The 22,959-nt window shown below is 70.8% G+C and carries 17 protein-coding genes; 11 read left to right on the forward strand and 6 right to left on the reverse strand.

Annotation, left to right across the window (positions count from 1 at the left end; genetic code table 11):
• Positions 1-10: 10 nt before the first annotated feature.
• Positions 11-3,247, forward strand: coding sequence for an efflux RND transporter permease subunit (locus tag WMF26_RS48595; RefSeq protein ID WP_437998259.1), 3,237 nt, complete (start codon positions 11-13; stop codon positions 3,245-3,247).
• Positions 3,248-3,280: 33 nt separating this feature from the next.
• Here the strand turns inward: WMF26_RS48595 and WMF26_RS48600 are convergent, their stop codons facing one another.
• The 3 genes from WMF26_RS48600 to WMF26_RS48610 form a co-directional block, all read right to left on the reverse strand.
• Entirely contained in the window at positions 3,281-4,918 is a 1,638-nt protein-coding gene (locus WMF26_RS48600) for an ATP-binding protein (protein WP_437998260.1), read from the reverse strand.
• A complete protein-coding gene (locus tag WMF26_RS48605; RefSeq protein ID WP_437334768.1) occupies positions 4,915-5,331 on the reverse strand; it encodes a response regulator in 417 nt (138 codons plus the stop codon). Before WMF26_RS48605 ends, WMF26_RS48600 begins: the two co-directional genes overlap by 4 nt.
• Positions 5,332-5,643: 312 nt before the next feature.
• Positions 5,644-8,490: a PAS domain-containing protein gene (locus WMF26_RS48610; protein ID WP_437998261.1), complete on the reverse strand. Its 2,847-nt coding sequence runs from the start codon at positions 8,488-8,490 to the stop codon at positions 5,644-5,646.
• 574 nt (positions 8,491-9,064) lie between these two features.
• On the opposite strand from WMF26_RS48610, the gene WMF26_RS48615 reads away from it, so the two are divergent.
• The 4 genes from WMF26_RS48615 to WMF26_RS48630 all read left to right on the forward strand — a co-directional run bounded on the left by WMF26_RS48615 (position 9,065) and on the right by WMF26_RS48630 (position 10,810).
• Positions 9,065-9,229: a DUF1328 domain-containing protein gene (locus WMF26_RS48615; RefSeq protein ID WP_437998262.1), complete on the forward strand. Its 165-nt coding sequence runs from the start codon at positions 9,065-9,067 to the stop codon at positions 9,227-9,229.
• A gap of 462 nt (positions 9,230-9,691) precedes the next feature.
• Positions 9,692-10,246: a hypothetical protein gene (locus WMF26_RS48620; protein ID WP_437316728.1), complete on the forward strand. Its 555-nt coding sequence runs from the start codon at positions 9,692-9,694 to the stop codon at positions 10,244-10,246.
• A 45-nt stretch (positions 10,247-10,291) separates the two neighbouring features.
• Complete coding sequence (locus tag WMF26_RS48625; RefSeq protein WP_437998263.1) at positions 10,292-10,510, forward strand: hypothetical protein; 219 nt, start codon at positions 10,292-10,294, stop codon at positions 10,508-10,510.
• Between the two features lie 15 nt (positions 10,511-10,525).
• Positions 10,526-10,810, forward strand: coding sequence for a hypothetical protein (locus WMF26_RS48630; RefSeq protein WP_061628885.1), 285 nt, complete (start codon positions 10,526-10,528; stop codon positions 10,808-10,810).
• A 365-nt stretch (positions 10,811-11,175) separates the two neighbouring features.
• Here the strand turns inward: WMF26_RS48630 and WMF26_RS48635 are convergent, their stop codons facing one another.
• Both WMF26_RS48635 and WMF26_RS48640 read right to left on the reverse strand, forming a co-directional pair.
• Positions 11,176-11,655, reverse strand: coding sequence for a hemerythrin domain-containing protein (locus WMF26_RS48635; RefSeq protein ID WP_437952889.1), 480 nt, complete (start codon positions 11,653-11,655; stop codon positions 11,176-11,178).
• A gap of 83 nt (positions 11,656-11,738) precedes the next feature.
• Positions 11,739-12,209, reverse strand: a complete 471-nt coding sequence (locus WMF26_RS48640; protein WP_437998264.1) for a hypothetical protein — start codon at positions 12,207-12,209, stop codon at positions 11,739-11,741.
• Between the two features lie 854 nt (positions 12,210-13,063).
• On the opposite strand from WMF26_RS48640, the gene WMF26_RS48645 reads away from it, so the two are divergent.
• Genes WMF26_RS48645 through WMF26_RS48655 form a run of 3 tightly spaced genes read left to right on the forward strand, consistent with a single transcriptional unit; the run spans position 13,064 to position 15,593 of the window.
• A complete protein-coding gene (locus WMF26_RS48645) occupies positions 13,064-14,497 on the forward strand; it encodes a sigma-54-dependent transcriptional regulator (RefSeq protein WP_020741839.1) in 1,434 nt (477 codons plus the stop codon).
• Positions 14,498-14,529: 32 nt separating this feature from the next.
• Entirely contained in the window at positions 14,530-15,225 is a 696-nt protein-coding gene (locus WMF26_RS48650) for a hypothetical protein (RefSeq protein ID WP_061622671.1), read from the forward strand.
• A complete protein-coding gene (locus WMF26_RS48655; RefSeq protein ID WP_061622670.1) occupies positions 15,222-15,593 on the forward strand; it encodes a response regulator in 372 nt (123 codons plus the stop codon). Before WMF26_RS48650 ends, WMF26_RS48655 begins: the two co-directional genes overlap by 4 nt.
• A 9-nt stretch (positions 15,594-15,602) precedes the next feature.
• Here the strand turns inward: WMF26_RS48655 and WMF26_RS48660 are convergent, their stop codons facing one another.
• Complete coding sequence (locus tag WMF26_RS48660; protein ID WP_437998265.1) at positions 15,603-17,033, reverse strand: helix-turn-helix domain-containing protein; 1,431 nt, start codon at positions 17,031-17,033, stop codon at positions 15,603-15,605.
• Positions 17,034-17,245: 212 nt separating this feature from the next.
• On the opposite strand from WMF26_RS48660, the gene aceB reads away from it, so the two are divergent.
• The 3 genes from aceB to WMF26_RS48675 all read left to right on the forward strand — a co-directional run bounded on the left by aceB (position 17,246) and on the right by WMF26_RS48675 (position 22,832).
• Entirely contained in the window at positions 17,246-18,868 is a 1,623-nt protein-coding gene (gene aceB, locus WMF26_RS48665) for a malate synthase A (protein ID WP_437998266.1), read from the forward strand.
• 75 nt (positions 18,869-18,943) lie between these two features.
• Entirely contained in the window at positions 18,944-20,242 is a 1,299-nt protein-coding gene (gene aceA, locus WMF26_RS48670; RefSeq protein ID WP_437998267.1) for an isocitrate lyase, read from the forward strand.
• A gap of 235 nt (positions 20,243-20,477) precedes the next feature.
• On the forward strand, positions 20,478-22,832 hold the full coding sequence (locus tag WMF26_RS48675) for a glutamine--tRNA ligase/YqeY domain fusion protein (protein WP_437998268.1): 2,355 nt from the start codon (positions 20,478-20,480) through the stop codon (positions 22,830-22,832).
• Positions 22,833-22,959 lie beyond the last annotated feature (127 nt).

The raw sequence follows: 22,959 nt of genomic DNA on the forward strand, positions 1-22,959 counted from the left end.
GCGCCGGCCCATGCTCACGTTGCTCTCGCGGCTCCTCTCGTTCTCGGTGCGCCACCGCTTCCTCGTCGTCGCCCTGACGATCGCGGTCGGCGCGCTCGGCGCCTACAACTTCACGCGCCTGCCGATCGACGCGGTCCCGGACATCACCAACGTCCAGGTGCAGATCAACACCTCGGTCAAGGCGCTCTCCCCCGTCGAGGTCGAGCGGCAGGTCACGTTCCCCATCGAGTGGGCCATGGGCGGGCTCCCGGGCGTCCAGCAGGTGCGCTCGCTCTCGCGCTACGGGCTCTCCCAGGTGACGGTGATCTTCGACGACGGCACCGACATCTACTGGGCGAGGCAGCTCGTGGCCGAGCGCCTCGGCGCCGCCAAGGAGAGCCTGCCGCCCGGGCTCGGCGAGCCGCAGCTCGGCCCCATCGCCACCGGCCTCGGCGAGATCTACATGTGGACGCTCGAGGCCGCGCCGGACGCCCGGCGGCCCGACGGCCAGCCGTACGATCTGACCGATCTGCGCACGATCCAGGACTGGATCGTGCGGCCCCAGATCCGGACCGTGCCCGGCGTCACCGAGGTCAACTCGATCGGCGGCTACGAGCGGCTCTACCAGGTCTCGCCGGACCCCGCGAAGCTCGTCGGCTACGGGCTCTCGTTCCGCGACGTGCTCGAGGCGCTCGCCCGCAACAACGCCAACGCGGGCGGCGGGTACATCGAGCACAAGGGCGAGCAGTACCTGGTCCGCGCCACGGGCCTCGTGCAGAGCGAGGAGGACATCCGGGGCATCATCGTCGGCAACCACGGCGAGGTGCCGATCCGGATCGAGGACGTGGCCGAGGTCGGCGTCGGCCGGGAGCTGCGCACGGGGGCCGCGACCGAGGACGGCGAGGAGGCGGTCATCGGCACGGCCATCATGCTCGTCGGCGAGAACGGCCGCGCCGTCTCCAGGCGCGTGGACGAGCAGATCAAGGCGGTCAACAAGTCGCTGCCCGAGGGCGTGACGGTCAAGACCGTCTACGACCGCACCTACCTCGTCGACGCCACCCTGAGCACCGTGCGGAACAGCCTGCTCGAGGGGGCCGCGCTGGTCGTCGTCGTGCTCTTCCTCCTGCTCGGCAACCTCCGGGCCGCGCTGATCGCCGCGCTCGCCATCCCGTTCTCGATGCTGATCGCCGTCACCGGCATGGTCGAGGGCAAGATCAGCGGCAACCTGATGAGCCTCGGCGCCATCGACTTCGGCCTCATCGTCGACGGCTCGGTGATCATCGTCGAGAACTGCGTGCGGCGCTTCGCCGAGGAGCAGCGCCGGCTCGGCCGCGCGCTCACCCGGGAAGAGCGGCTCGACCTCGCCTACGACGCGTCGCAGGAGGTCCGGCAGGCGACGATCTTCGGCGAGCTGATCATCGCCATCGTCTACCTGCCCATCCTCACGCTCACGGGCATCGAGGGGAAGATGTTCCGGCCCATGGCGCAGACCGTCGTCCTGGCGCTCGCGGGGGCGACGATCCTGTCGATGACGTTCGTCCCGGCGCTCGTCGCGCTGCTCCTCACGGGCAAGGTGTCGGAGAAGGAGAACTTCCTCTTCCGCCGGGCGATGAGCGCCTACGGCCGGGCGCTCGCCTGGGCGCTGTCCCACAGGCCGCTCGTCGTCGCCGCCGCCGGCGTCGTCCTCGTCGCCTCCGGCCTGGCCGCCGCGGGGCTCGGCCGCGAGTTCGCGCCCAAGCTGAGCGAGGGGGCGCTCGCGCTCCAGCCGGCGCGCATCCCCTCGATCAGCCTCACGACGAGCGTGGCGATGCAGGCGAAGCTCGAGCGCCTGCTCAAGGAGCGCTTCCCGGACGAGATCGAGCACGTCTTCGCCCGCACCGGCACGGCCGAGGTCGCGACCGATCCGATGGGCCCGAACGTCTCCGACACCTACCTGATGCTGAGGCCCCGGAGCGCCTGGAAGAAGGCCGCCACGCAGGAGGAGCTCGCCGAGGCGATCGAGGAGGCGATCTGGGAGCTGCCGGGGCAAAACTACGAGTTCAGCCAGCCGATCGAGCTCCGGTTCAACGAGCTGATCAGCGGCGTGCGGAGCGACGTCGCGGTCAAGGTCTTCGGCGACGACCTCGGCGTGATGCTCGAGCAGGCGAACAAGATCGGCGCGCTCCTGCGGGCGACGCCGGGCGCCGCCGACGTCAAGGTGGAGCAGGTCACGGGCCTGCCGGTGCTGACCATCGACGTGGATCGGCGCATGGTCGCCCGCTACGGGCTCAACGTCGCCGACGTGCAGGAGGTCGTCGAGGCCGCGATCGGCGGCGTGAGCGCCGGCGAGGTCTTCGAGGGCGACAAGCGCTTCGACCTCGTGCTGCGGCTCCCCGACGCCATCCGCCGCGACGTCGCGGCCCTCGAGCGGCTCCCGATCCCGCTCCGGGGCGCGCCGGAGCACGCGGCCGGGCCGAGCGGCCCGACCGTGGCCGCGGCGGCTCGGTCGCCCGAGCGCGCGGCGTTCGTGCCGCTCGGCGCGGTGGCCGACCTCCGCCTGGAAGACGGCCCGAACCAGGTCAGCCGGGAGAGCGGCAAGCGCCGCGTCGTCGTCCAGTGCAACGTGCGCGGGCGCGACCTCGGCGGCTTCGTCGCCGACGCCGAGGAGCGGATCGACGCCGAGATCAAGCTCCCGCCGGGCTACTGGATGTCCTGGGGCGGCCAGTTCGAGAACATGCTCGCCGCCCAGCGGCGCCTCGCGGTGGTGGTCCCGCTGGCGCTCGGGCTGATCTTCGCCCTGCTCTTCCTCTCCGTCGGGACGCTCGGGAACGCCGCCCTGATCTTCACCGGCGTCCCGCTCGCGCTCACCGGCGGCATCTTCGCGCTGTGGGGCCGCGGGCTCCCGATCTCGATCTCGGCGGCCGTGGGCTTCATCGCGCTCTCGGGGGTCGCCGTGCTGAACGGGCTCGTGATGGTGACGTTCATCGAGAACCTGCGGCAGCGCGGCGAGGGGCTCGACGACGCCGTGCTCCACGGCTCGATCGCGCGGCTCCGCCCCGTGCTCATGACGGCGCTCGTCGCGGCGCTCGGCTTCGTCCCGATGGCGCTCGCCACCGGCACCGGCGCCGAGGTGCAGCGCCCGCTCGCGACGGTCGTCATCGGCGGGATCCTCTCCTCCACCACGCTCACGCTGCTCGTCCTGCCGGTCCTCTACCGGCTGACGCACCGCGAGGAAGCGCCGGCCGCCCGCGAAGCGCCGGCGGATCCCGGAGCGAGCCCAGCCAGTTGAGTCAATCGCGCCCGTCGACGCGGCGACGGGCGCTCAGCTCGCAAGCGGCAGCGAGAAATGGATCGTCGTCCCCTGGCCCGGGGTGCTCTCGACGGCCACGGTCCCGTGGTGCGCCTCGACGATGCCGCGCGCGATGTACAGGCCGAGCCCCGCGCCGGTGCGCGACTCCTGCGCGGCCTTCCAGTAGCGATCGAAGAGGTGCGGCTGGTGCTCGGGCGGGATGCCCGGGCCCGTGTCGGCCACGGAGAAGCGCGCGAGGCCGGCGATCCGGCAGAGCGACACGCTCACGACCCCGCCCTTCGGCGTGAACTTCAGCGCGTTGCCGAGCAGGTTCGAGAACACCTGCAGCACGCGATCCCGGTCGGCGAGGACCTCGAGGCCCGCGTCGAGCGGCCCCTGCGTCACCCGGCAGCCCTTGGCCTCGGCGAGCGACGCGGCGGCCTCGAGCGCCTCGCGCACGAGCGCCCCGCCGCGCTCCACCCGCGGCGACACCACGAGCCGCCCCGCCTCGATGCGCGACGCGTCGAGCAGATCCTCGATGAGCCGCGTCATGCGCTGAATCCCGCGGTCCATCCGGTCGACGAGCTGGACGGCGTCGTCCTCCTCGCCGTCCTTCCGCTGGAGCAGATCGCTCCGCAGGAGCGACGCCGTGATCGCGATCGTGTTGAGCGGGTTCCGGAGGTCGTGCGACACGATCGCCAGGAGGTCGTCCCGGGCGCGCGTCGCGGCCTGCGCCTCGTTGTAGAGCCGCGCGTTCTCGAGGGCGACCGACGCCGACTGCGCGAGCTGCGTGAGCAGCACCTCGTCGCTCTCCACGAACGGCCCGTCGCGCCGGTCGAGCAGCAGGATGCTCCCGATGCTCTGGCCGTCCCGGCCGCGCAGCGGCGCCGCGACGAGCGAGCGCGGGTGCAGCTCCGAAGGCGCGCGCGACAGCACGTCGGCGCACGTGGGATCGCTCGCGATCTCGTCGCCCGTCAGCCGGACGCCCGTGCTCCTCCGCTCGATCAGGCCGAACGCGACCTCGCGGATGCTGTCGCGGTCCTCCCGCGCGGCGTACTCCTCGGACAGCGAGATGCCGCTCATCGACCGCTGCGCCACGCCCCGCGCGGCCAGCCGCGCGACGGCCACGTTCGCGTCGAGCAGCGCGCGCGCCTCGTCGGTGGTGCGCTGGATGAGCTCGTTCAGCGAGAGCGACCGGTGGATGCGCAGCGTCGCCTCGGTGAGCTGCGCGAGCTGGTTCGCGTGGCGCGCGAGCGCCCGTCGCGCCTCGTCCTCGCGGCGCTCCGCCTCGTTCAGCCGGAGCACGTAGCGCAGGCTCTGCACCAGCCGCTCGGGCGTCAGCAGGTTCTTCGGCACGTAGTCCGCCGCCCCCCGCTTCATCAGATCGACCGCCAGCGACTCGTCGCCCTGCCCGGTCAGCATGATGAACGGCGCCGTGAGCTTCGCCTTGCGCGCCGCCTCGATCACCGTGAGCCCGTCGCCCCCGGGCAGGTAAAAATCGAGCAGCACGCAGTCGATCTGCTGCTCGTACAGCACCGCGAGCGCCGAATCGACGGAATCGGCCTCCCTGATCTCGGCGTCGACGCGGCCGCTGCGCAGCGCGCGCAGGATCGCGATCCGATCGACCGTGTCGTCGTCGACAACGAGGAGACGAACCGACCTATGGCTCAAGGCATCTCCACGAGCGTCCAGTACCGGTTCAGTGCCGTCATGAGCTCGACGAAGCTCATGAAAGTCACGGGCTTGAGCAGGTAGCCGGCGACGTTCAGGTCGTACGCGTCCACCTTGTCCCGATCGTCGTTCGAGGTGGTCAGAACGACGACAGGCGTCGCCCTCAGCGAGGCGTCGGACCGGAGCTCCCGAAGAAACTCGATGCCGTTCATCCTGGGCATATTCAGGTCGAGCAGGACGAGGCGCCGGTCCCTGGGCACCTGGGTGCCGCGCAGCAGGTCGAGCCCCTCGACCCCGTCACCGGCGACCCAGAGCGGGTTCGTGATCTTGCCCCGATCGAACGCCCTGCGGACGTTCATCACGTCGACGGTGTCGTCCTCTACCAGGATAATATTCAGGATTTTACCGTCCATCCTCGTCCTCGCTGAGGGGCAAAACGCTGGCCCGTCGATAGCATACGAGAGCACCGCTGCACGTGGGCAGGGCGATGGCGACGGAGCTGGAGGCCGGCTCACTCGTTTCCGCGTTACGGAGACACCGCTTACGGCCTGCTTCGCGCGGCTGAAGTTAACGTGGGCCCGCGGCGCCGGGAAGAGGCGATCGGCGGTGAGGTAAGCCCGGGCGCCCCACGAAGGCCGCCCGCGCCACGCCGGTGTGCTCGCCCTCGTCGGGGGCACGCCCGCGCTCGAGGCCCACGGTCGCGCCGCCGGGGCGCGGCCCTCGGGCTACGGCCAGCTGCCGCGGTTGCCCGCGCGGCCGACGAGGTGCGCCACCGCCGTCACCAGGCTGTTCGGCTCGATGGGCTTGGCCAGGTGCATCTGGAAGCCGGCGGCGATCGCCTGGCGACGGTCCTCCACGCGCGTGTACGCGGTGAGCGCGAGCGCCGGGATCCCGCTCGACGGGACCTCGGCCCCCATCGCGCGCAGCCGCCGCATCATCGCGTAACCGTCCTCGCCCGGCATGCCGATGTCGCTCACGAGCACGTCGAACTCGCCCCCGCGGAGCGCCTCGAGCGCCGCGCCGGCCGAGGCCGCCTCGCTCACCGTGGCGCCGGCGCGCCCGAAGATGATGCCGAGCAGCTCGCGCGCGTCGGTCTCGTCGTCGACCACGAGCACCCGGATGCCCTCGAGCAAGCGGCGCGCGGCGCCCCCCGGCGCGTCGCTGCCCCGGCGCTGCGGCGACGGCAGGGACGAGTGCGGCTCGGCGCGGATCGGCAGCCGCACCCGGAAGCGCGCGCCCTTGCCCTCGCCGTCGCTCTCCGCGTTCACGGTGCCGCCCTGCGCCTCCGCCAGGTGCCGCACGATGGCCAGGCCGAGGCCGAGGCCCCCGTGCGCCCGGGTCATCCCGCCGTCCGCCTGCCGGAACCGCTCGAACAGGAACGGCAGGAAGCTCTTCGGGATCCCCTCGCCGTTGTCCTCCACCTCGACCTCGAGCATGGACTCGACGCGCCGGGCGAAGGCCCGCACCTGCCCGCCCGAGGGCGTGAACTTCACGGCGTTCGTGAGCAGGTTCCACACGATCTGCTGGAGCCGATCGGCGTCGCCGAGGAAGATGCCCACGTCCTCGACGACCCAGGCGTCGACCGTGACGCCCTTCGCCAGCGCCGTCGGGCGCACGAGATCGAGCGCCGCGGAGAGCACCTGCCGCACGTCGACCGGATCGGTGCGGAGCTGCAGCTTCCCCGCGATGATCGTCGAGGCGTCGAGCACGTCCTCGATGAGCTGCGACTGCGCCTTCGCGTTGCGCTCGATCGTGGAGAGCCCCCGCTCGAGCGACTCGGCGTCCACCTCGCCCGTCCGGAGGATCCGCGCCCAGCCCAGGATCGACTGGAGCGGCGTCCTGAGCTCGTGCGACACCGTGGCGAGGAACTCGTCCTTGAGCTTGTTCAGCTGCTCGGCGTGCTGGCGCGCCCGCTGCTCCTGATCGAGGAGCTGCGAGCGCTCGGCCTCGGAGCGCTTCTGCTCGGTGATGTCGTGGAACGAGATGCCGACCCCGTCGCCCAGCGCGACCGCGATGGCGCGGAACGTCTGCGGCGCGCCGTCGTGCGCGCTGGAGAGCTCGACCCGGGCGGCCTCGCCGGCCTCGACGACCTTCGCGTACGTGTCGAAGGCGCTCGCGAGCGAGCTGCCCGGCATCTCCACGAGCAGCCGCTTGCCCTCGAGATCCTTGCCGCGGCCGCCGACGATCGGCCCGGTGGCCGGGTTCACGTAGACCCACTCGAAATCGGCGATCGCCCCGGACGCGTCGCGCACGCTGCGCAGGATCATGAACCCGTCGGGCGACGCCTCCTGCACCGTGCGGAACCTCGCCTCGCTCGCGCGCAGCGCCTGCTCGATCGCCTTCCGCTCGGTGATGTCCGTCGCCGTGCAGGTGATGCCGACGATCTCGCCCGCGTCGTCGGCGAGCGGCTCGATCGAGATGTCGAGGTGCTGCGTGCGCCCGCCCGAGTGCAGGGCGATCTCGCGCCGCTGGCCGACCCCGCTGGAGAGCACCTCGCGCTTCGCCCGCTCGAGCGCCCTCGCGGCGTCCGGGTCCTCCAGCACCTCCGCGTCGGTCTTGCCGAGCACCTCGCGCTCCGACTTGCCGAAGGCGTTGTGCATCCACGTGTAGCGGAGGTCCCGGTCCTGGTTGAACACCATGACCGGCGACCCGCGGAGCGCCTTGCGGAAGCGCTCCTCGTTCACCCGGAGCGCCTGCTCCGCGCGCAGGCGCTGGGCCACGCTCTGCTGGAGCTCGAGCGCGAGGCGCTCCGCCTTGCGGCGCGCGCCGATCTGCTCGGTCACGTCGAACGCCGTCGCCATGACGCCCTCCACGGCGCCGCTCACGTCGTGGAGCGGCTTGCACAGGACGTTGTAGAGCCGCTCCACGAGCTCCCCGGTCCAGTGCATGATCCGCACCGGGATCTCGTTCGCCACGCTCGGCTGGCCGCTCGCCATGACGGCCTCGAGCTGCGCGTGCAGCGGCTGCCCCCGGAGCTCCGGGACCGCCTCGGCGAGCGGCTTGCCGAGCAGATCGTCGCGGCCGACCATCTGACAGAACATCGGGTTGGCCAGCTCGAACACCAGCCCCTCGCCCTTGAGGAGGCAGATCGGCGCCGGCGCCTCGGCGAGCAGCGAGCCGCTCTTGCCCCGCTCGAGCTCGGTGCGCCTGCGCTCGGTCTCCAGCGCGGCCAGCTGGAGCCGGGTGTGCTCGCCGACCGCCTGCGCGATCCCCTCGTCCACGCGCTCGGAGAGCGCCTCGAGGTCGCTCAGGCTCGGCGTGATCCCCGCCTCGTGCAGCTCGCGGAGGATGGAGCGCCGGAGGAGGCTGTACTCGCGGACCATCACCTCCAGGTCGAACCCGTTCTCCCAGCGCGCCTCGCCGTGCTCGCGCGCGGCCTCGTCGCTGCCGTTCGTGGGAGCGCCCTTCTCCAGGCTGGCGGCCACCTCGTCGAGGAAGGTCGGCAACGAGTTGATGATCAGCGGCTTCGGCATGTTTCGCGCCACCGAGCTTCGCCTGCGCAGCTCGCCGACGAACCGCTCGATGATGGCCTCGCGGCGGGTCCTGATGAGCGTGGAGAGCGGGGTCGTCATGATCGGGTCGTTCGCGGCGCCGGCGCCGTCCCGGCAGCCATCGCCGTCAGGGGCCCGGGCAGCGAGCGGGGAGCGGCCCTGGACGACCTGGGCCGCGGGTGGCGTCGAGCACGACATATTCGGCGAGCTTGCCGAGCGCCACAAGGCGCCCCGCCAGCGCAGCCCGCGCGGCGCCGGGTAGGCGACCGCGCCCTTCGTGGGATAGCCGTCTGTCGTCCTCCGCCGAGGTCGCCCTCGACATGGGTGTTGAGCCGAGCTCGCCTTCCTTCGCGCGCGCACAGGCCCAGGCGCGGGCAAGCGCTGTGCCGCGCTCGGACGGCCGGTGTTCGCGGCGCTGTGCGGCGCACGACGTCACGAACGAGACAATTTGCCGCAGCGCCTGCGTCCGCCCGGGCCGTGCGGCGGCCGGTGAAGCGGGCTGTGGGGCGCCCGGAGGATCAACCGTCTTGTTCGACACGCGGGTCAACATGGGACGTCGCGGCACGGCGGCTGCAAGAACGGCGACAACGGCGACAACGGCAACAACGCTGGTTCGAGACGCTGGAACACCAATTCACCCGATCAGGAGGTTATCATGCTCAGTTGGAGTGTTGCGTTCTTTGTCATCGCGATCATCGCCGCCGTCTTCGGCTTCGGCGGCATCGCCGCGGGCGCCGCCTCGGTGGCGAAGCTGCTCTTCGTGATCTTTCTCGTCCTGGCGGTGGTCTCCCTCGCGCTCGGCCGTCGCGTCCGGGCCTGACGCCCTCCACGCCGCCCCTCGAGCGCCGCGTGGGCGCCCGTCTCACACGGGCCCACGCGGCGCCGTCGAGCCCGGCGCCCGAGCCGACCCGCCGCCCGCGCGCCTTCTCATCCTCTCTCCTGCGAACCCCCCAACTCCATGCCTTCGTTTGCCGCGCGCTCCGCGCTGCGCGCACGCCGTCCGCGCGCGGCGTGATGACGCGATGCGTTGTGGGTTGTCGCGCCTTGTGCCGGCGATGCCTGCTTGCACGTGCCTGGCGGCCACGATCGGGGCGATATGTCTCGTCAGGCCGGGCGGTCTCCGCGGTTCTGCCTGGCACGCCCGTCGCAAAGGCGGGTGGAGGAACCCATCCAGGGCGCCGCGAGGAACGATCCCGGGCAGCTTCGATGGGGCTTTTCGCGTCGTGCCGGGCTCTCGCCCGGGCGCAAGGTCGGGCCAAGCGGCAGACCGGAGGAGAACATCATGCTGACCGTCCGTACATTCCTTCCTATCGCCATCGTCATGAGCGTCGTCGCGGGCTGCGAGTCCCCCACAGACGCGCAAGCCAAGGCCGAGCGCGCGCAGCGCGAGGCGGAGCAGAAGGCGGCGGAGGTCGCCACCGAGCTCGACAAGAAGGTCGCCGAGATCGACCAGCGGGCCGAGAAGGAGACCGACAACGCGCTCCGGGAGGCCGCGGAGAAGCTCAACAACGCTGCCCTGGAGGCCCAGGAAAAGACCGTGGAGGCCCAGGCGGAGCTCCTGAAGGCGCGCGACGACGTGCGCGCCTCCGCGACGCGCAAGGTCGAGGACCTCGAGAAGGACGTCGCCGAGCTCCGCGCCAAGGCCGAGAAGAAGCTGTCCAAGGCCGAGGTCGACAGGATGGTGAAGGACCTCCAGGACAAGTCGGAGGCGGTGCGCAGGAGCCTGCGCGACCTTGACGCGGCCACGAGCACGAACCTCGAACAAGTGAAGAAGGGCGTCGACCAGCGCGTGGAAGAGCTGGATCGCGCCATCCAGGAGGCGAGGCGGCGCGTCTGACGCGCCCGCGGCCCTGCCCAGCAAGCTCGACAAGAGGAGGACACCATGGAGAACCAGAAGGCAACTCGGCAGACCCAGTCGGCGGACATCGAAGGCGAGGGCAACCACACGGCCGATCGGCGCTACCGCGAAGGCGTGCAGAGGTCGGTGAAGGACGGCAAGATCGAGCAGCACGCGGAGGAGGCCGCCGAGGCGCTGGACGGCCCCGAAGGCGACGCGCTGCGCGAAGCCCAGGAGGCGACCCGGCGCGGTCGTCCGAGCTGACCCGGCGAGCGTGCGATGATCCGCGAGCTCCGCTGCAAATCCTGCGGTCGCCGGTACATCTTCGTATCGACGGCGGCCGCGCCCTGCCGGGCCTGCGGCTCGGCCCTCGAAGAGATGGAGCTCGAGCGCGGCGTCTACGAGCTCGCCTCGGACGCCGCGCCGAGCGCCGCCTCGCCGGAGCCGAAGGCCGCGGCGGACAAGATGGTCCCCGAGGATCTCGGCTACGGAGAGTCGCACGGGTACGGGCCCGCGCACGGCGGCCCGACCGGCCCCGGCGACGCGCCGGCGCCCACCCCGTGAGCCCACCGGCCCTCATCCCCCTCGCCACACGCGACGGCCCCGGGCTCCCCGGCTCGGGGCACGGCGTTAGAGCGCCGATCAGTTTGAAACGGCCGAGAATGAAGAGATTGGAACCACATAGGCACAGAGAACACAGAGGGATGAAAGGGATGAAGAAGAGATTCCGAGCGCTCTCTTCTCTCTCCCTCTGCGTCCTCTGTGTCTGTGTGGTTCATTTCCGCGGGGTTTCACCCCGTTCGGCGTCCTAGGACATGGCCGGTCGACAGGCGTGCAGGCGCTCGCGGCGCGCGTCGAGCGCCGGTGCCCGCCTGGGCGGTGAACCAAACGTGAGGAGGAGGAGGAGCGCGGCGGGAGGGCCCCCGCCGTCAGGCCGCCGTCGCGGTGCGCGCCGGGGCGTGGCTCTGGCCGTGGGAGCGGCGGGAATGGGCGATGAGCGCGTCGAACAGCTCCAGCATCTGCTGGCCCAGCCGCTCGTTCGCCTCCTCGCTCAGCTCCGCCTCGATCCGCGGCAAGAGCTCCCGCTCCTCCTCGTCGGCGTGGTGCATGATGAGCTCCCTCAGGGTGGATAGCCTGGCCTTGAAGCTCGGGTCCTCTGGCGCCGTGTTGACGACGCGCCGGATCTCGAACCGCGCGACCGTGTGCTCCTCGCAGGCCCCGCCGATGAGATCCGGCTCGATCGCGAGCAGCTCCGGGAAGAGCACCACTTGCTCGGCGAGCATGTGGGCGAGCAGGTGTTTCGTGAGCTCGTCCGTCACCCGCCGGACATCGCCGACGCCCGAGGCCGCCAGATCGAACAGCCTCTCGGCTTCGCGGTGCTGCCCCTTCAAGAGCTGTGTCGCTTTCATGCATTCTCCTCCCGGACACCGAACGTGTGCGTGTTGTCGATGGACGTGAAACAGGGATCTCGTCGCCCTCGCGCCAGGGCCGCTCAGGCGGCGGCCGAGAGGTGCGCGAGGCCGCGCAGCGGCTCGCCCCTCGGGCCCTCGAGCGAGAAGGTGACGGCGCCGCTCCTGCCGATCAGCTCGCGCATCGTCAGCGACAGGCCCGCCAGCTCATGCGCCGCAGGGGCCAGCGGGTCCGAGCCGGGGCAGAGCACGACGCGCTTCACGCCAGGGAGCGCGCCGAGCACGGCGCGCACGAGCGAGGACCGGGCCACGAGCTTGTTCGCGGACGACGCCGCGACGAACACGGCCGTGCTCACCTCGCCGAGGAGCAGGAGCTTCTCCTGCAAGCGCGACTGGAACGTCGACGCGTGCTCGCTCGGCAGCTGAATCACCGTGTGAATGTCGCGCGTCCGGGTGCTCAGCCAGGCGGCGCACTCGGTCCAGGGCGCGCCGGGCTCAGCAATCAGCAGGCAGGTCTCCTCTCGACGCTCGCCCTTCCGCCCCCTCTTCTTCATGGGGCATATTCAAGCAACTCTCGTGCCGAATCGTCTTATTCCGGACGTGAGCACGTCCGGGGCGCCAGATGTGATCTGGAGATGTGGAATTTCGCCTCTCACCGCCGGCTCGGACGGACTCGACAGATCGAGCGAGGTCGAGGTGCTCAGGCCAACACCGGCACACGATGGCTGCCGCAGGATCCAGAGAAATGAAGCGCTCAATCGCGGTATCTCGATCCGCGGACGGAGACGCATCGCAACAAACCGCGAATTCCCTGCTCTCCTCGAACGCTCGTTGTTCGATCGCTCAGCCTGCGATCCTTCGCCGCGGGCCGCGCTGATCCTGCCGGTCGCCATGCCTGGCCGCTCGCCAGCGCGCGGATCGCCAGCTGTCAGCGCGCCCGCGCGCCGCGAGCGAGCTCGCCGCGGGCGCGCCTCGGCCTCGCGCGGACGGCCGGGCCTGCGCTGCATCCACGCGGCACCCGACGCTTTTCGTGGCCGCGGCCGCCTGGAGGCGGCGCTCCCCGCCGCGCAGCCTCTCGCCGCGGACGGGCGAGGCGCGCCACGTGCATCGCCGGACGACGTGCTGCCTATCTGTGGAAATCCAGGGAGCTGGTAACGCCATCCGGCGAGGCGCCGGCGAGCGCCGCCACATCTCGGGGGCGCCTCGGCCGGGGAGGGTGGCGCGCCGGCGCCGCGCCATGGGCCGCTGCCGGCATGGTTGAGGCAGGAAAGCCCACCTGTGGCGAAACGTCACGTTGAAGAATCTCAGGGATGAGCGAGCTGGGCTTGATGGCGCGGTGTCTCCGTGGCACGTTCCCTGCAACTGCAGGCAGCGGTCGACCTAGTGAGCTGCCGGGGAAGGACACGCGATGAGCGGCAGGATACTCGTCGTCGATGACGACGAAGCGACGTGCGATCTGGTCGAAGCCCTCCTCAAGAGGCAGGAATTCTCCGTGGCGGCGCGCACCTCCGCGAAGAGCGCGCTGGAGCTCGTGAGCGAGGACGACTTCGACGTCGTGTTGACCGACGTCGGCATGAGCGAGATGAGCGGCCTCGAGCTGTGCGAGCGCATCCTCGGCGCCCGGCCCGACATGCTCGTCATCGTCATGACGGCGCTCGGGAGCATGGAGACGGCGATCTCCGCGATGCGCGCCGGAGCGTTCGACTTCGTCACGAAGCCGCTCGACTCGAACCTCCTCGGCCTGACGGTCTCGCGCGCCGTCCAGCACCGGCGCCTCCGGTCCGAGGTGAAGCGCCTGCGTGAGGCGGCCCACGACGTCCAGCAGACGAAGGGCCTCGTCGGGCGCAGCCCCGCGATGAAGCGCGTCTACGACCTCATCGGGCGCGTCGCGCGCAGCGACGCCTCGGTGCTCGTGCACGGCGAGACGGGCACCGGCAAGGAGCTCATCGCGCGGGCGATCCACGAGGCCAGCGGCCGCCCCGGCCCCTTCGTCGCCGTCAACTGCGCCGCGGTGCCCCAGGCGCTCCTCGAGAGCGAGCTCTTCGGCCACGCGCGCGGCGCCTTCACCGACGCGAAGACCCAGCGCACCGGCCTGTTCCTCGAGGCGAGCGGCGGCACCATCTTCCTCGACGAGATCGGCGAGATGCCGCTCGAGGTCCAGCCGAAGCTGCTCCGCGCGCTCCAGGAGCGGAAGGTACGGCCGGTCGGCTCGAACGCCGAGATCCCCTTCGACGCGCGCATCGTGACCGCGACCAACCGCGACCTCGAGACCGAGGTGTACGAGAAGCGGTTCCGCGAGGACCTCTACTACCGCGTCAACGTCGTGAAGATCGACCTGCCGCCCCTGCGCGAGCGCGGGACCGACGTGCTCCACCTCGCGATGCACTTCCTCGAGAAGTTCTCGTCCAGGAGCGGCAAGGGCGTGCTCTCGCTCTCGACGGCGGCCGCGGAGAAGCTCACCGCCTACAACTGGCCGGGCAACGTGCGCGAGCTCGAGAACAGCATCGAGCGCGCCGTGGCCCTCGCGCGCTTCGAGCAGATCACGGTCGAGGATCTGCCCGAGAAGGTCCAGGCCTACCGGCCCGACCGCTTCGTCGTCGCCGTCGACGAGCCGGCCGAGATCATGACGATGGACGAGCTCGAGAAGCGGTACATCAAGCGCGTGCTCGCGCTCGTCGGCGGCAACAAGTCGCGCGCCGCCCAGATGCTCGGGTTCGACCGGCGCACGCTGTACCGCAAGCTGGAGCGCTACGGGGAGCAGGATGGCTCGGGCGGGGACGAAGGCCCAGACAAGGACAAGGCGGCCTCTTCGCCGGGATCGGCGAGCTCTGCGCTCAGCTGAGCTGAGATGAGGCGCGAGGTAAGGCGGAAGGAATGACGGAAAAGGCGCTCCCCGAGTCGGTCTACAAGCTGTTCGCGCGCACGGGGCACGACGTTCGAGGGCCGGCGGGCGTCGTGGCCGGCGCCCTCGACGAGCTCGAGCGCGCCCTCGGCGGCGAGACGACCGCTCGGAACGCGGCGTTCTTCACGATGGCGCGCCGGGGCGTGCGCCGCCTCCTGCGCCTCGCCGACCGCTACACCGCCGCTTCGGAGCTGTCGCGGCAGCTGGACGCCCAGGTGCAGTCGCTCGACCTCGAGCCGCTCGTGCGCCAGGCCGTCTCGGAGGCGTCGTTCGTCTACGGCAGGCGCCAGGTCACGGTGGCGCTCGACCTCGCGCCGCTGCGCGGCTTCGCGCACCCGTCGTCGATGACCGCGGCGCTCGCGGACGCGCTCATGCTCGCCCTGCGCGCCGCCCGCGCGCGGGTCGCCGTCGAGCTCGCGGCCCACGGCGACAAGGCGCGCGTGGTGCTCACGAGCGACGCGGACACGACCTCGGTGGAGGAGCTCTTCGAGACGGCGCTCTCCCCGGAGGCGGACCCGCTCGACGAGGGCGCGCTGCCGGTCCGCGTCATCGACGGCGTGCTCAGGGCGCACGGCGGCACGGCGCGGGTCGAGCGCGTGGGCGCGGAGACGCGCATCACCTTGGAGTGGCCGCTGAACGAGGCGGATCGTAAGGTGGGCGCGCGATGAGCGAGGAGCTGCCGCAGGTCCTGGTCCTGGACGACGATGACGACACCGCGGCGCTGCTCGGCATGGCGCTCCGCCGCCGCGGCTTCCGCGTGGCCGTGGCGCGGTCGTGCGAGGAGGGGCGCGCGGCGCTGGCCGAGCGCCCCGTCGACGCCCTGGTGACCGACGTGTCGCTGCCGGACGGCAGCGGCCTGGAACTCGTGGCGTCGCTCGAGAACAAGCCGCGGGCGCTCGTCGTGGTGAGCGGCTTCGGCGGCGACGACGACCGCGAGAAGAGCCGGGCGGCCGGGGCGCACGTGCACCTCGTCAAGCCGGTCGACGTGGCCCGGCTCGTGTCGACGCTCAACGAGCTGCTCGGTCGCCCGGGCTGAGCGCCCGGCTCACTTGTCGACGGACGCGTAGAACGAGACGCCCCGGCGGTTCTCGTCGAGGCGCAGCGGGTGCTGCAGCGCCGGCAGCGCCCGCTGGGCGCAGTCGAGGCGCTCGCAGGTCCGGCAGGTGACGCCGACCGGGACGGCCGCGCCGATGTTGTCGAGGTCGATCCCGTCGGCGTAGACGAGCTCGCGGGCGTAGCGGACGTCGCAGCCCATGCCGATCGACTGGACCGTGTGGGGGACGTGGTAGCCGCCGCGGTCGCTGCGCACGGTGCGCGCGATGCAGAAGTAGACCGCGCCGTCGGGCATCTGCGAGAGCTGGATCCGGATCATGCCGGGCGTCATCAGGGCGGCGTGCACGTTCCAGCGAGGGCAGGCGCCGCTGAACCGCGCGAAGCGGATGCCGGAGCCGCTGAAGCGCTTCGAGATGTTGCCCGCGATGTCGATGCGGACCATGTGCATCGGCACCCCCTCGGCGCCGGGGCGGCGCAGCGTTGTCAGCCGGTGGCACACCTGCTCGAAGCTCGTGCCGAACCGGTGCGCGAGGAGCTCGATGTCGTAGCGCTCGGCGCGCGCCGCCTCCAAGAACGGCTGGTACGGCATGAGGATCGCGGCGGCGAAGTAGTTGGCCAGCGCGACGCGCGCGAGCGCGCGGGACTCGGGGGTGGTGAGGTTCTCGTCGCGCAGGATGCGGTCGATGGCGGCCGACTGCGTGAGCAGCCCGAGCTGGTGCGCGAGCTGGAACCGGCGGCTCCGGGGCGGCAGCACCTCGGAGATGCTGAGCACGCGCCGCTCGGGATCGTAGCGCCGCATCGCCTGGCGCTCGTCCGCGACCCGCACGATGCGCACCTCGATGCCGCGCGTCGCGTGGAGGTACCGGACGAGGCCGCGGTAGACGTCGTCCGCGTCGAGCTCCGCCTCGCGCCAGAGCGCCTCGGCGCCCTCCTCGAGCTCCGGGAAGTGGTTCATCCGGCGCTGGATCAGGTCGCTCACCTCCTCGGACGGCAGGCGCGAGTTGTCGACCGCGACGAACCCGTCGCCCGCCAGCCGCTCTCCCAGCGTGTCCAGCGACTCGCGGGTGGTCGCGTACGTGCGGTAGAGCGTGAGCACCGCGCGCGCCACGTTCGGTGAGGTCGCGACGAGCTCGCGCAGATCCGCGTTCGTGAGCCCGTGGCTCTCGAAGATGGGATCGCCGAACACCTCGTGGAGATCGGCTGTCAGCCGGACATCCTCTTCCGACGCGAAATTCTGGAGATCGAGCTGGAATATCTGGGCGAGCCGGATGAGCAGCGGCGCGGTCAACGGACGCCGGTTGTTCTCTATCAAGTTCAGATAACTCGCCGAGACACCGAGGCGCTCCGCCAGATCGACCTGCGTCATGTGCTCGCGGCGCCGGAGCGCGCGGACTTTGGCTCCGAGTAGAGGTGCATCGGCCATGGGAACCCTCCCGAACGTAGCTGAACTTACTGAACCTACGTGTAGGTGAAGCGCCCCACCGTAGAAATTTACAATAGTTTACACGTTGACTGCCTGTAAAGGCCTTTCGTCGACATCGTTATCCGCCTGCATTTCAAAGCGAAGTTGACGTTGAAACCCCGTCGACAAACATAGTTTCGTTGTAACGACGCGCAGCGTTGCAGGAGATGTGGATGAGCCAGAATCATGCGACCTCGAACCTGAGCCTGCTCGCCCCCCGCGTTGCGGGCGACGAGTCTGTCCTCACGCCAGAGGCCCTTCGCTTCCTCGCGAATCTCGGACGTAAGTTCGCTGACCGGGTTCCCGGCCTTCTCGCGCGGCGGCGCGCGGTGCAGGCGCGGCTCGACGCGGGCGAGCGGTTCGACTTCCTCCGGGAGACGCGCGACGTGCGCGAGGGGGACTGGACCGTGGCGCCGCTGCCCGAGGACCTGCTCGACCGGCGCGTGGAGATCACCGGGCCCGTCGATCCCAAGATGATCATCAATGCCTTGAACTCCGGCGCGAGCGTGTTCATGGCGGACTTCGAGGACGCCACCTCGCCGACGTGGAAGAACCTCATCGAGGGGCAGGCGGCGCTGCGGCTCGCGGCGCGGCGCGAGCTCCGTTACGAGGATCCGGCCACGGGCAAGCGCTACGCCCTCGGCGAGCGGCTCGCGACGCTGATCGTGCGCCCGCGCGGCTGGCACCTCTGGGAGAAGCACGTCGAGCTCGACGGGAAGCCGCTGCCGGGCGGGCTCTTCGATTTCGGCCTGTTCTTCTTCCACAACGCGCGTGAGCTCGTCCGCCGCGGCACCGGGCCTTACTTCTACCTGCCGAAGATGGAGAGTCACCTGGAGGCGCGCCTCTGGAACGACGTGTTCCTCTTCGCGCAGGAGGCGGTCGGCCTGCCCGCGGGCACGATCAAGGCCACGGTCCTCATCGAGACGCTGCCCGCGGCGTTCGAGATGGACGAGATCCTCTACGAGCTCCGCCAGCACTCGGCCGGGCTCAACTGCGGCCGTTGGGACTACATCTTCAGCTTCATCAAGAAGCTCCGGAACGACCCGACCTGCGTGATGCCGGACCGCTCGCAGGTGACGATGGAGCAGCACTTCCTGCGCTCGTACACCCAGCTGCTCGTGAAGACCTGCCACCGCCGCGGCGTGCACGCGATGGGCGGCATGGCGGCGCAGATCCCGATCAAGAGCGACCCCGACGCGAACCGCGCGGCGCTCGAGAAGGTGCGCGCCGACAAGCTGCGCGAGGTCAAGGACGGACACGACGGCACCTGGGTCGCCCACCCGGGGCTCGTGCCGCTCGCCCGCGAGGTGTTCGACGCGCACATGCCCGCGGCGAACCAGATCGAGCGCAAGCGCGAGGACGTCCGCGTGGAGGCGGCCGACCTCCTGCGCGTGCCGCCGGGCGCGCGCACCGAGGCCGGCCTGCGGCACAACATCCGCGTCGGCATCCAATACCTCGAGGCGTGGATCAGCGGCCTCGGCTGCGTCCCGCTCTACAACCTGATGGAGGACGCGGCCACCGCGGAGATCTCGCGCACCCAGGTATGGCAGTGGATCCGCCACAAGGCGACGCTGGACGACGGCCAGCCGCTCACCGCGGAGCGCTTCCGCGCGGCGGTCGACGGCGAGATGGCCGCCCTGCGCGACGCGCTCGGCGAGGCGCGCTTCGACGGCGGCCGCTTCGCCGACGCGCGCCAGCTCTTCGAGCGGCTCTCCGTCGGGGAGACCTTCGAGGAGTTCCTCACGCTGCCCGCTTACGAGCTCTTGATCTCGCGCGCCGGAGGCCAGGGCGCGTGACGCTCGGCCACCCTGTTTCGACGTCGACACAGCGGCAGCTGCCGCCTGCAACCTCAACGCACTAGGAGCCCAGTCATGTCCGCTGCTTTCCCGCTCAATACGCCGATCTCCGCCGATTCCCTGCACGCGACGCCGAGCGACGTCGCCCCCGGCCGATGGAGCGGCATCGTGCGCCCGTACTCGGAGGCCGACGTCGCGCGCCTCCGCGGCACCGTCCGTATCGATTACACGCTCGCCTCCCTCGGGGCCAAGCGGCTCTGGAACCTGATGCACAGCGAGCCCTACGTGGCGGCGCTCGGCGCGCTCACCGGCAACCAGGCGATGCAGCAGGTCCGGGCCGGGCTCAAGGCGATCTACCTGAGCGGCTGGCAGGTGGCGGCGGACAACAACGAGGCCGGGACGATGTACCCCGACCAGAGCCTGTATCCGGCGAACAGCGTCCCGACGCTCGTGCGGCGCATCAACCAGGCGCTCCTCCGCGCCGACCAGATCGAGACCGCCGAGGGCAAGTCGGGGCGCTACTGGCTCGCCCCCATCATGGCCGACGCCGAGGCCGGCTTCGGAGGGCCGCTGAACGCCTTCGAGCTCATGAAGGCCATGATCGAGGCCGGCGCCGCGGGCGTGCACTTCGAGGACCAGCTGGCGTCCGAGAAGAAGTGCGGGCACATGGGCGGCAAGGTCCTCCTCCCGACCAGCCAGTTCATCCGCACCCTCGTCGCCGCCCGCCTCGCCAGCGACGTCATGGGCGTGCCGACCGTCCTCGTCGCGCGCACCGACGCCGACAGCGCCAAGCTCATCACCTCGGACATCGACCCGCGCGACAAGCCGTTCATCCCCGGCGAGCGCACGCCCGAGGGCTTCTACGTGCTGAAGGGCGGCCTCGACGCGGCCATCGCGCGCGGGCTCGCCTACGCGCCCTACGCCGACCTCGTCTGGTGCGAGACCTCGACGCCGGACCTCGACCAGGCGCGGCGCTTCGCGGAGGGGATCCACAAGCAGTTCCCGGGCAAGCTGCTCGCGTACAACTGCTCTCCTTCGTTCAACTGGAAGAAGCACCTCGACGACGCGACCATCGCGCGGTTCCAGCGCGAGCTCGGCGCGATGGGGTACAAGTTCCAGTTCGTCACCCTCGCCGGGTTCCACGCGCTCAACCACAGCATGTTCGAGCTCGCCAGGCAGTACCAGCGCCGCGGCATGTCCGCGTACTCCGAGCTCCAGCAGGCCGAGTTCGCCGGCGAGCAGTTCGGCTACAGCGCCACGCGCCACCAGCGCGAGGTCGGGACGGGCTACTTCGACGAGGTCGCCCAGGTGATCTCGGGCGGCGCGGCGTCCACGCTGGCCCTGCACGAGTCGACCGAGGCCGCCCAGTTCTGACCGCCCGCGCGGGCGCGCGCCCTCCGCCGCGCGCGTCCGCGCGCCGTCCACGCCGCCGCCGGACCGCGCTCCGCCGCCGCGCCCCGCCCCGAGGAGCGGGCGTCCGCGGCGGGCGCGGCCGCGCGGCGCCCTCTTCCACGGTGGTCCAGGGGGGGCCGTTCGAGTAGGCTCCGCTCGGGCGGCGGCGCCCGGCTGCGTCCGGCCGCGGTCGCCCGAGCCGAGGTGAAAGACAGCTGTGACAACGCAGAGCCCCCGACCGAGCGACGCTGACAGCGGCGGCGCCGCGTCCAATTTCATCCGCAACATCATCGCCGAAGACCTCGCCGCAGGGAGGCACACGCGGGTCGTGACCCGGTTCCCGCCCGAGCCGAACGGATATCTGCACATCGGACATGCGAAGTCGATCCTGCTCAATTTCGGGCTGGCGGCCGACTTCGGCGGCGTGTGCCACATGCGGTTCGACGACACGAACCCTGCGGCCGAGGACCTGGAGTACGTCGAGTCCATCCAGCGGGACGTCCGCTGGCTCGGCGGCGACTGGGGCGACAAGCTCTTCTTCGCGTCGGACTACTTCGAGCGGCTGTACGCGTTCGCGGTAGAGCTCATCCAGAAGGGCAAGGCGTACGTGTGCAGCCTGAGCGAGGCGGAGACCCGCGAGATGCGCGGCACCGTCACCGAGCCCGGGCGCGAGAGCCCCTACAGGAACAGGTCCGTCCAGGAGAACCTCGATCTGTTCGCGCGCATGCGAGCAGGGGAGTTCCCCGAGGGCGCCCACGTGCTCCGGGCCAAGATCGACATGGCCGCTCCCAACATGAAGATGCGCGATCCGCCGATCTACCGCATCAAGCGCGCGCGCCATTACCGGACGGGCGACGCCTGGTGCATCTACCCGCTGTACGATTTCGCGCACAGCCTCTCCGACGCGATCGAGGGGATCACCCACTCGATCTGCACGCTGGAGTTCGAGAACAACCGGGAGCTCTACGACTGGATCATCGAGAGCCTGGACGTCCCGTCCCGCCCCCGGCAGTACGAGTTCGCGCGGCTGAACCTGAACTACACGGTGATGAGCAAGCGCAAGCTGCTCGGGCTCGTGAAGGGCGGCCACGTGAAGGGCTGGGACGACCCGCGCATGCCCACCATCGCCGGCCTCCGGCGCCGCGGCGTGACGCCCGAGGCCATCCGCGCCTTCTGCGAGGAGATCGGCGTCGCCAAGACGAACAGCATGGTGGACATCGCGAAGTTCGAGTCGTGCGTCCGCGACGACCTGAACCTCCGCGCCCCGCGCGTGATGGCCGTGCTGCGCCCGCTCCGCGTCGTCCTCGAGAACTACCCCGAGGGGCAGGTGGAGCAGATCGACGCGCCCTACTGGCCCGACGACGTGCCGAAGCAGGGCTCCCGCAAGGTCCCCCTCTCGCGGGTGCTCTACATCGAGCGCGACGACTTCCTCGAGGACCCGCCCAAGAAATGGTTCCGGCTCGCGCCCGGGCAGCAGGTGCGGCTCCGGTACGCCGGGTTCATCACCTGTCGAGAGGTGGTGAAAGACCCGACCACGGGAGAGGTGGTGGAGCTCCGGTGCACCTACGATCACCCCACGAGCAGCGGTGAGGCGCCCGACGGCCGCAAGCCGAAGGGGACGCTGCACTGGGTCTCGGCGGCCCACGCGATCGCCGCGGAGGTCCGGCTCTACGACCGGCTGTTCGCGGCCGAGCGGCCCGACGCGGTCGACGAGGGGCGGGATTTTCTGGAGAACTTGAATCCTGGTTCGCTGGTTATCCTGACCGGATGCCGGGTGGAACCGAGCCTGTCCAGCGTGGAGCGGGGCAGCCATGTCCAGTTCGAGCGCCAGGGGTTCTTCTTCGTGGATCCGGTCGACTCCGCGCCCGGAGCGCCGGTGTTCAACCGCACCGTGGCGCTCAAGGACTCGTGGGCGAAGCTGGCCGGCGAGAAGCCCGCTCCGGCCGCGGCGCCCGAGAGCGCGGCCGCGAAGGCGCCGCCGCCCCGGCCGAAGACCGAGCGCGCGACGGTGGAGGAGCGGCTCGCGCGGCTCGATCCGGCCCGCGCCGACAAGGCCAGAAACCTCATCGAAACACGCGGGATCCCCGGCGACGACGCCGTCGTCCTGGCCGAGGACGACGGCCTCCTGCGGCTGTTCGAGGAGGCGGTGGCGGTCCACGACAACCCGAGGAGCGCCGCCAACTGGGTCATCCACTCGATCTCGCGCGAGCTCAGGGACAGGAAGGCAGGCGACCTGCCCTTCTCAGGTGCGCAGCTCGGCGAGCTCCTCGCGCTGATCGATGATGGGACGATTTCGACGAAGATAGCAAAAGACGTCCTCGCTGAGATAATGCAGCGGGGCGGTAGCCCGCGGGCGATCGTCGAGCAGAGAGGGCTCCGGCAGGTGGCCGACGAGGGCGCGCTGGAGCGCATCGTCGACCAGATCATCGCCGGGCACCCCGGCGAGGTCTCCCGCTTCCGCGCGGGCAATACGAAGCTGATCGGGTTCTTCGTCGGTCAGGCCATGAAGGCCTCCGGCGGCAAAGCGAACCCCGACCTGGTCAATGCGCTGCTGACCAGGAAACTGGCGTAACTCTCCCACCCACACGCTGCTTCGCTTCCCCCCTGCTCAGGGTGCGCGGGAGTGCTGCGCTCTGCGTTGTCCCCCGCCCGGCACCTGACTACGTGATGCGTGTCATGGCAGTGTGGAGAAACATGTC

Source organism: Sorangium sp. So ce185 (genome assembly GCF_051526825.1).
GTDB classification, from domain to species: domain Bacteria; phylum Myxococcota_A; class Polyangia; order Polyangiales; family Polyangiaceae; genus Sorangium; species Sorangium cellulosum_D.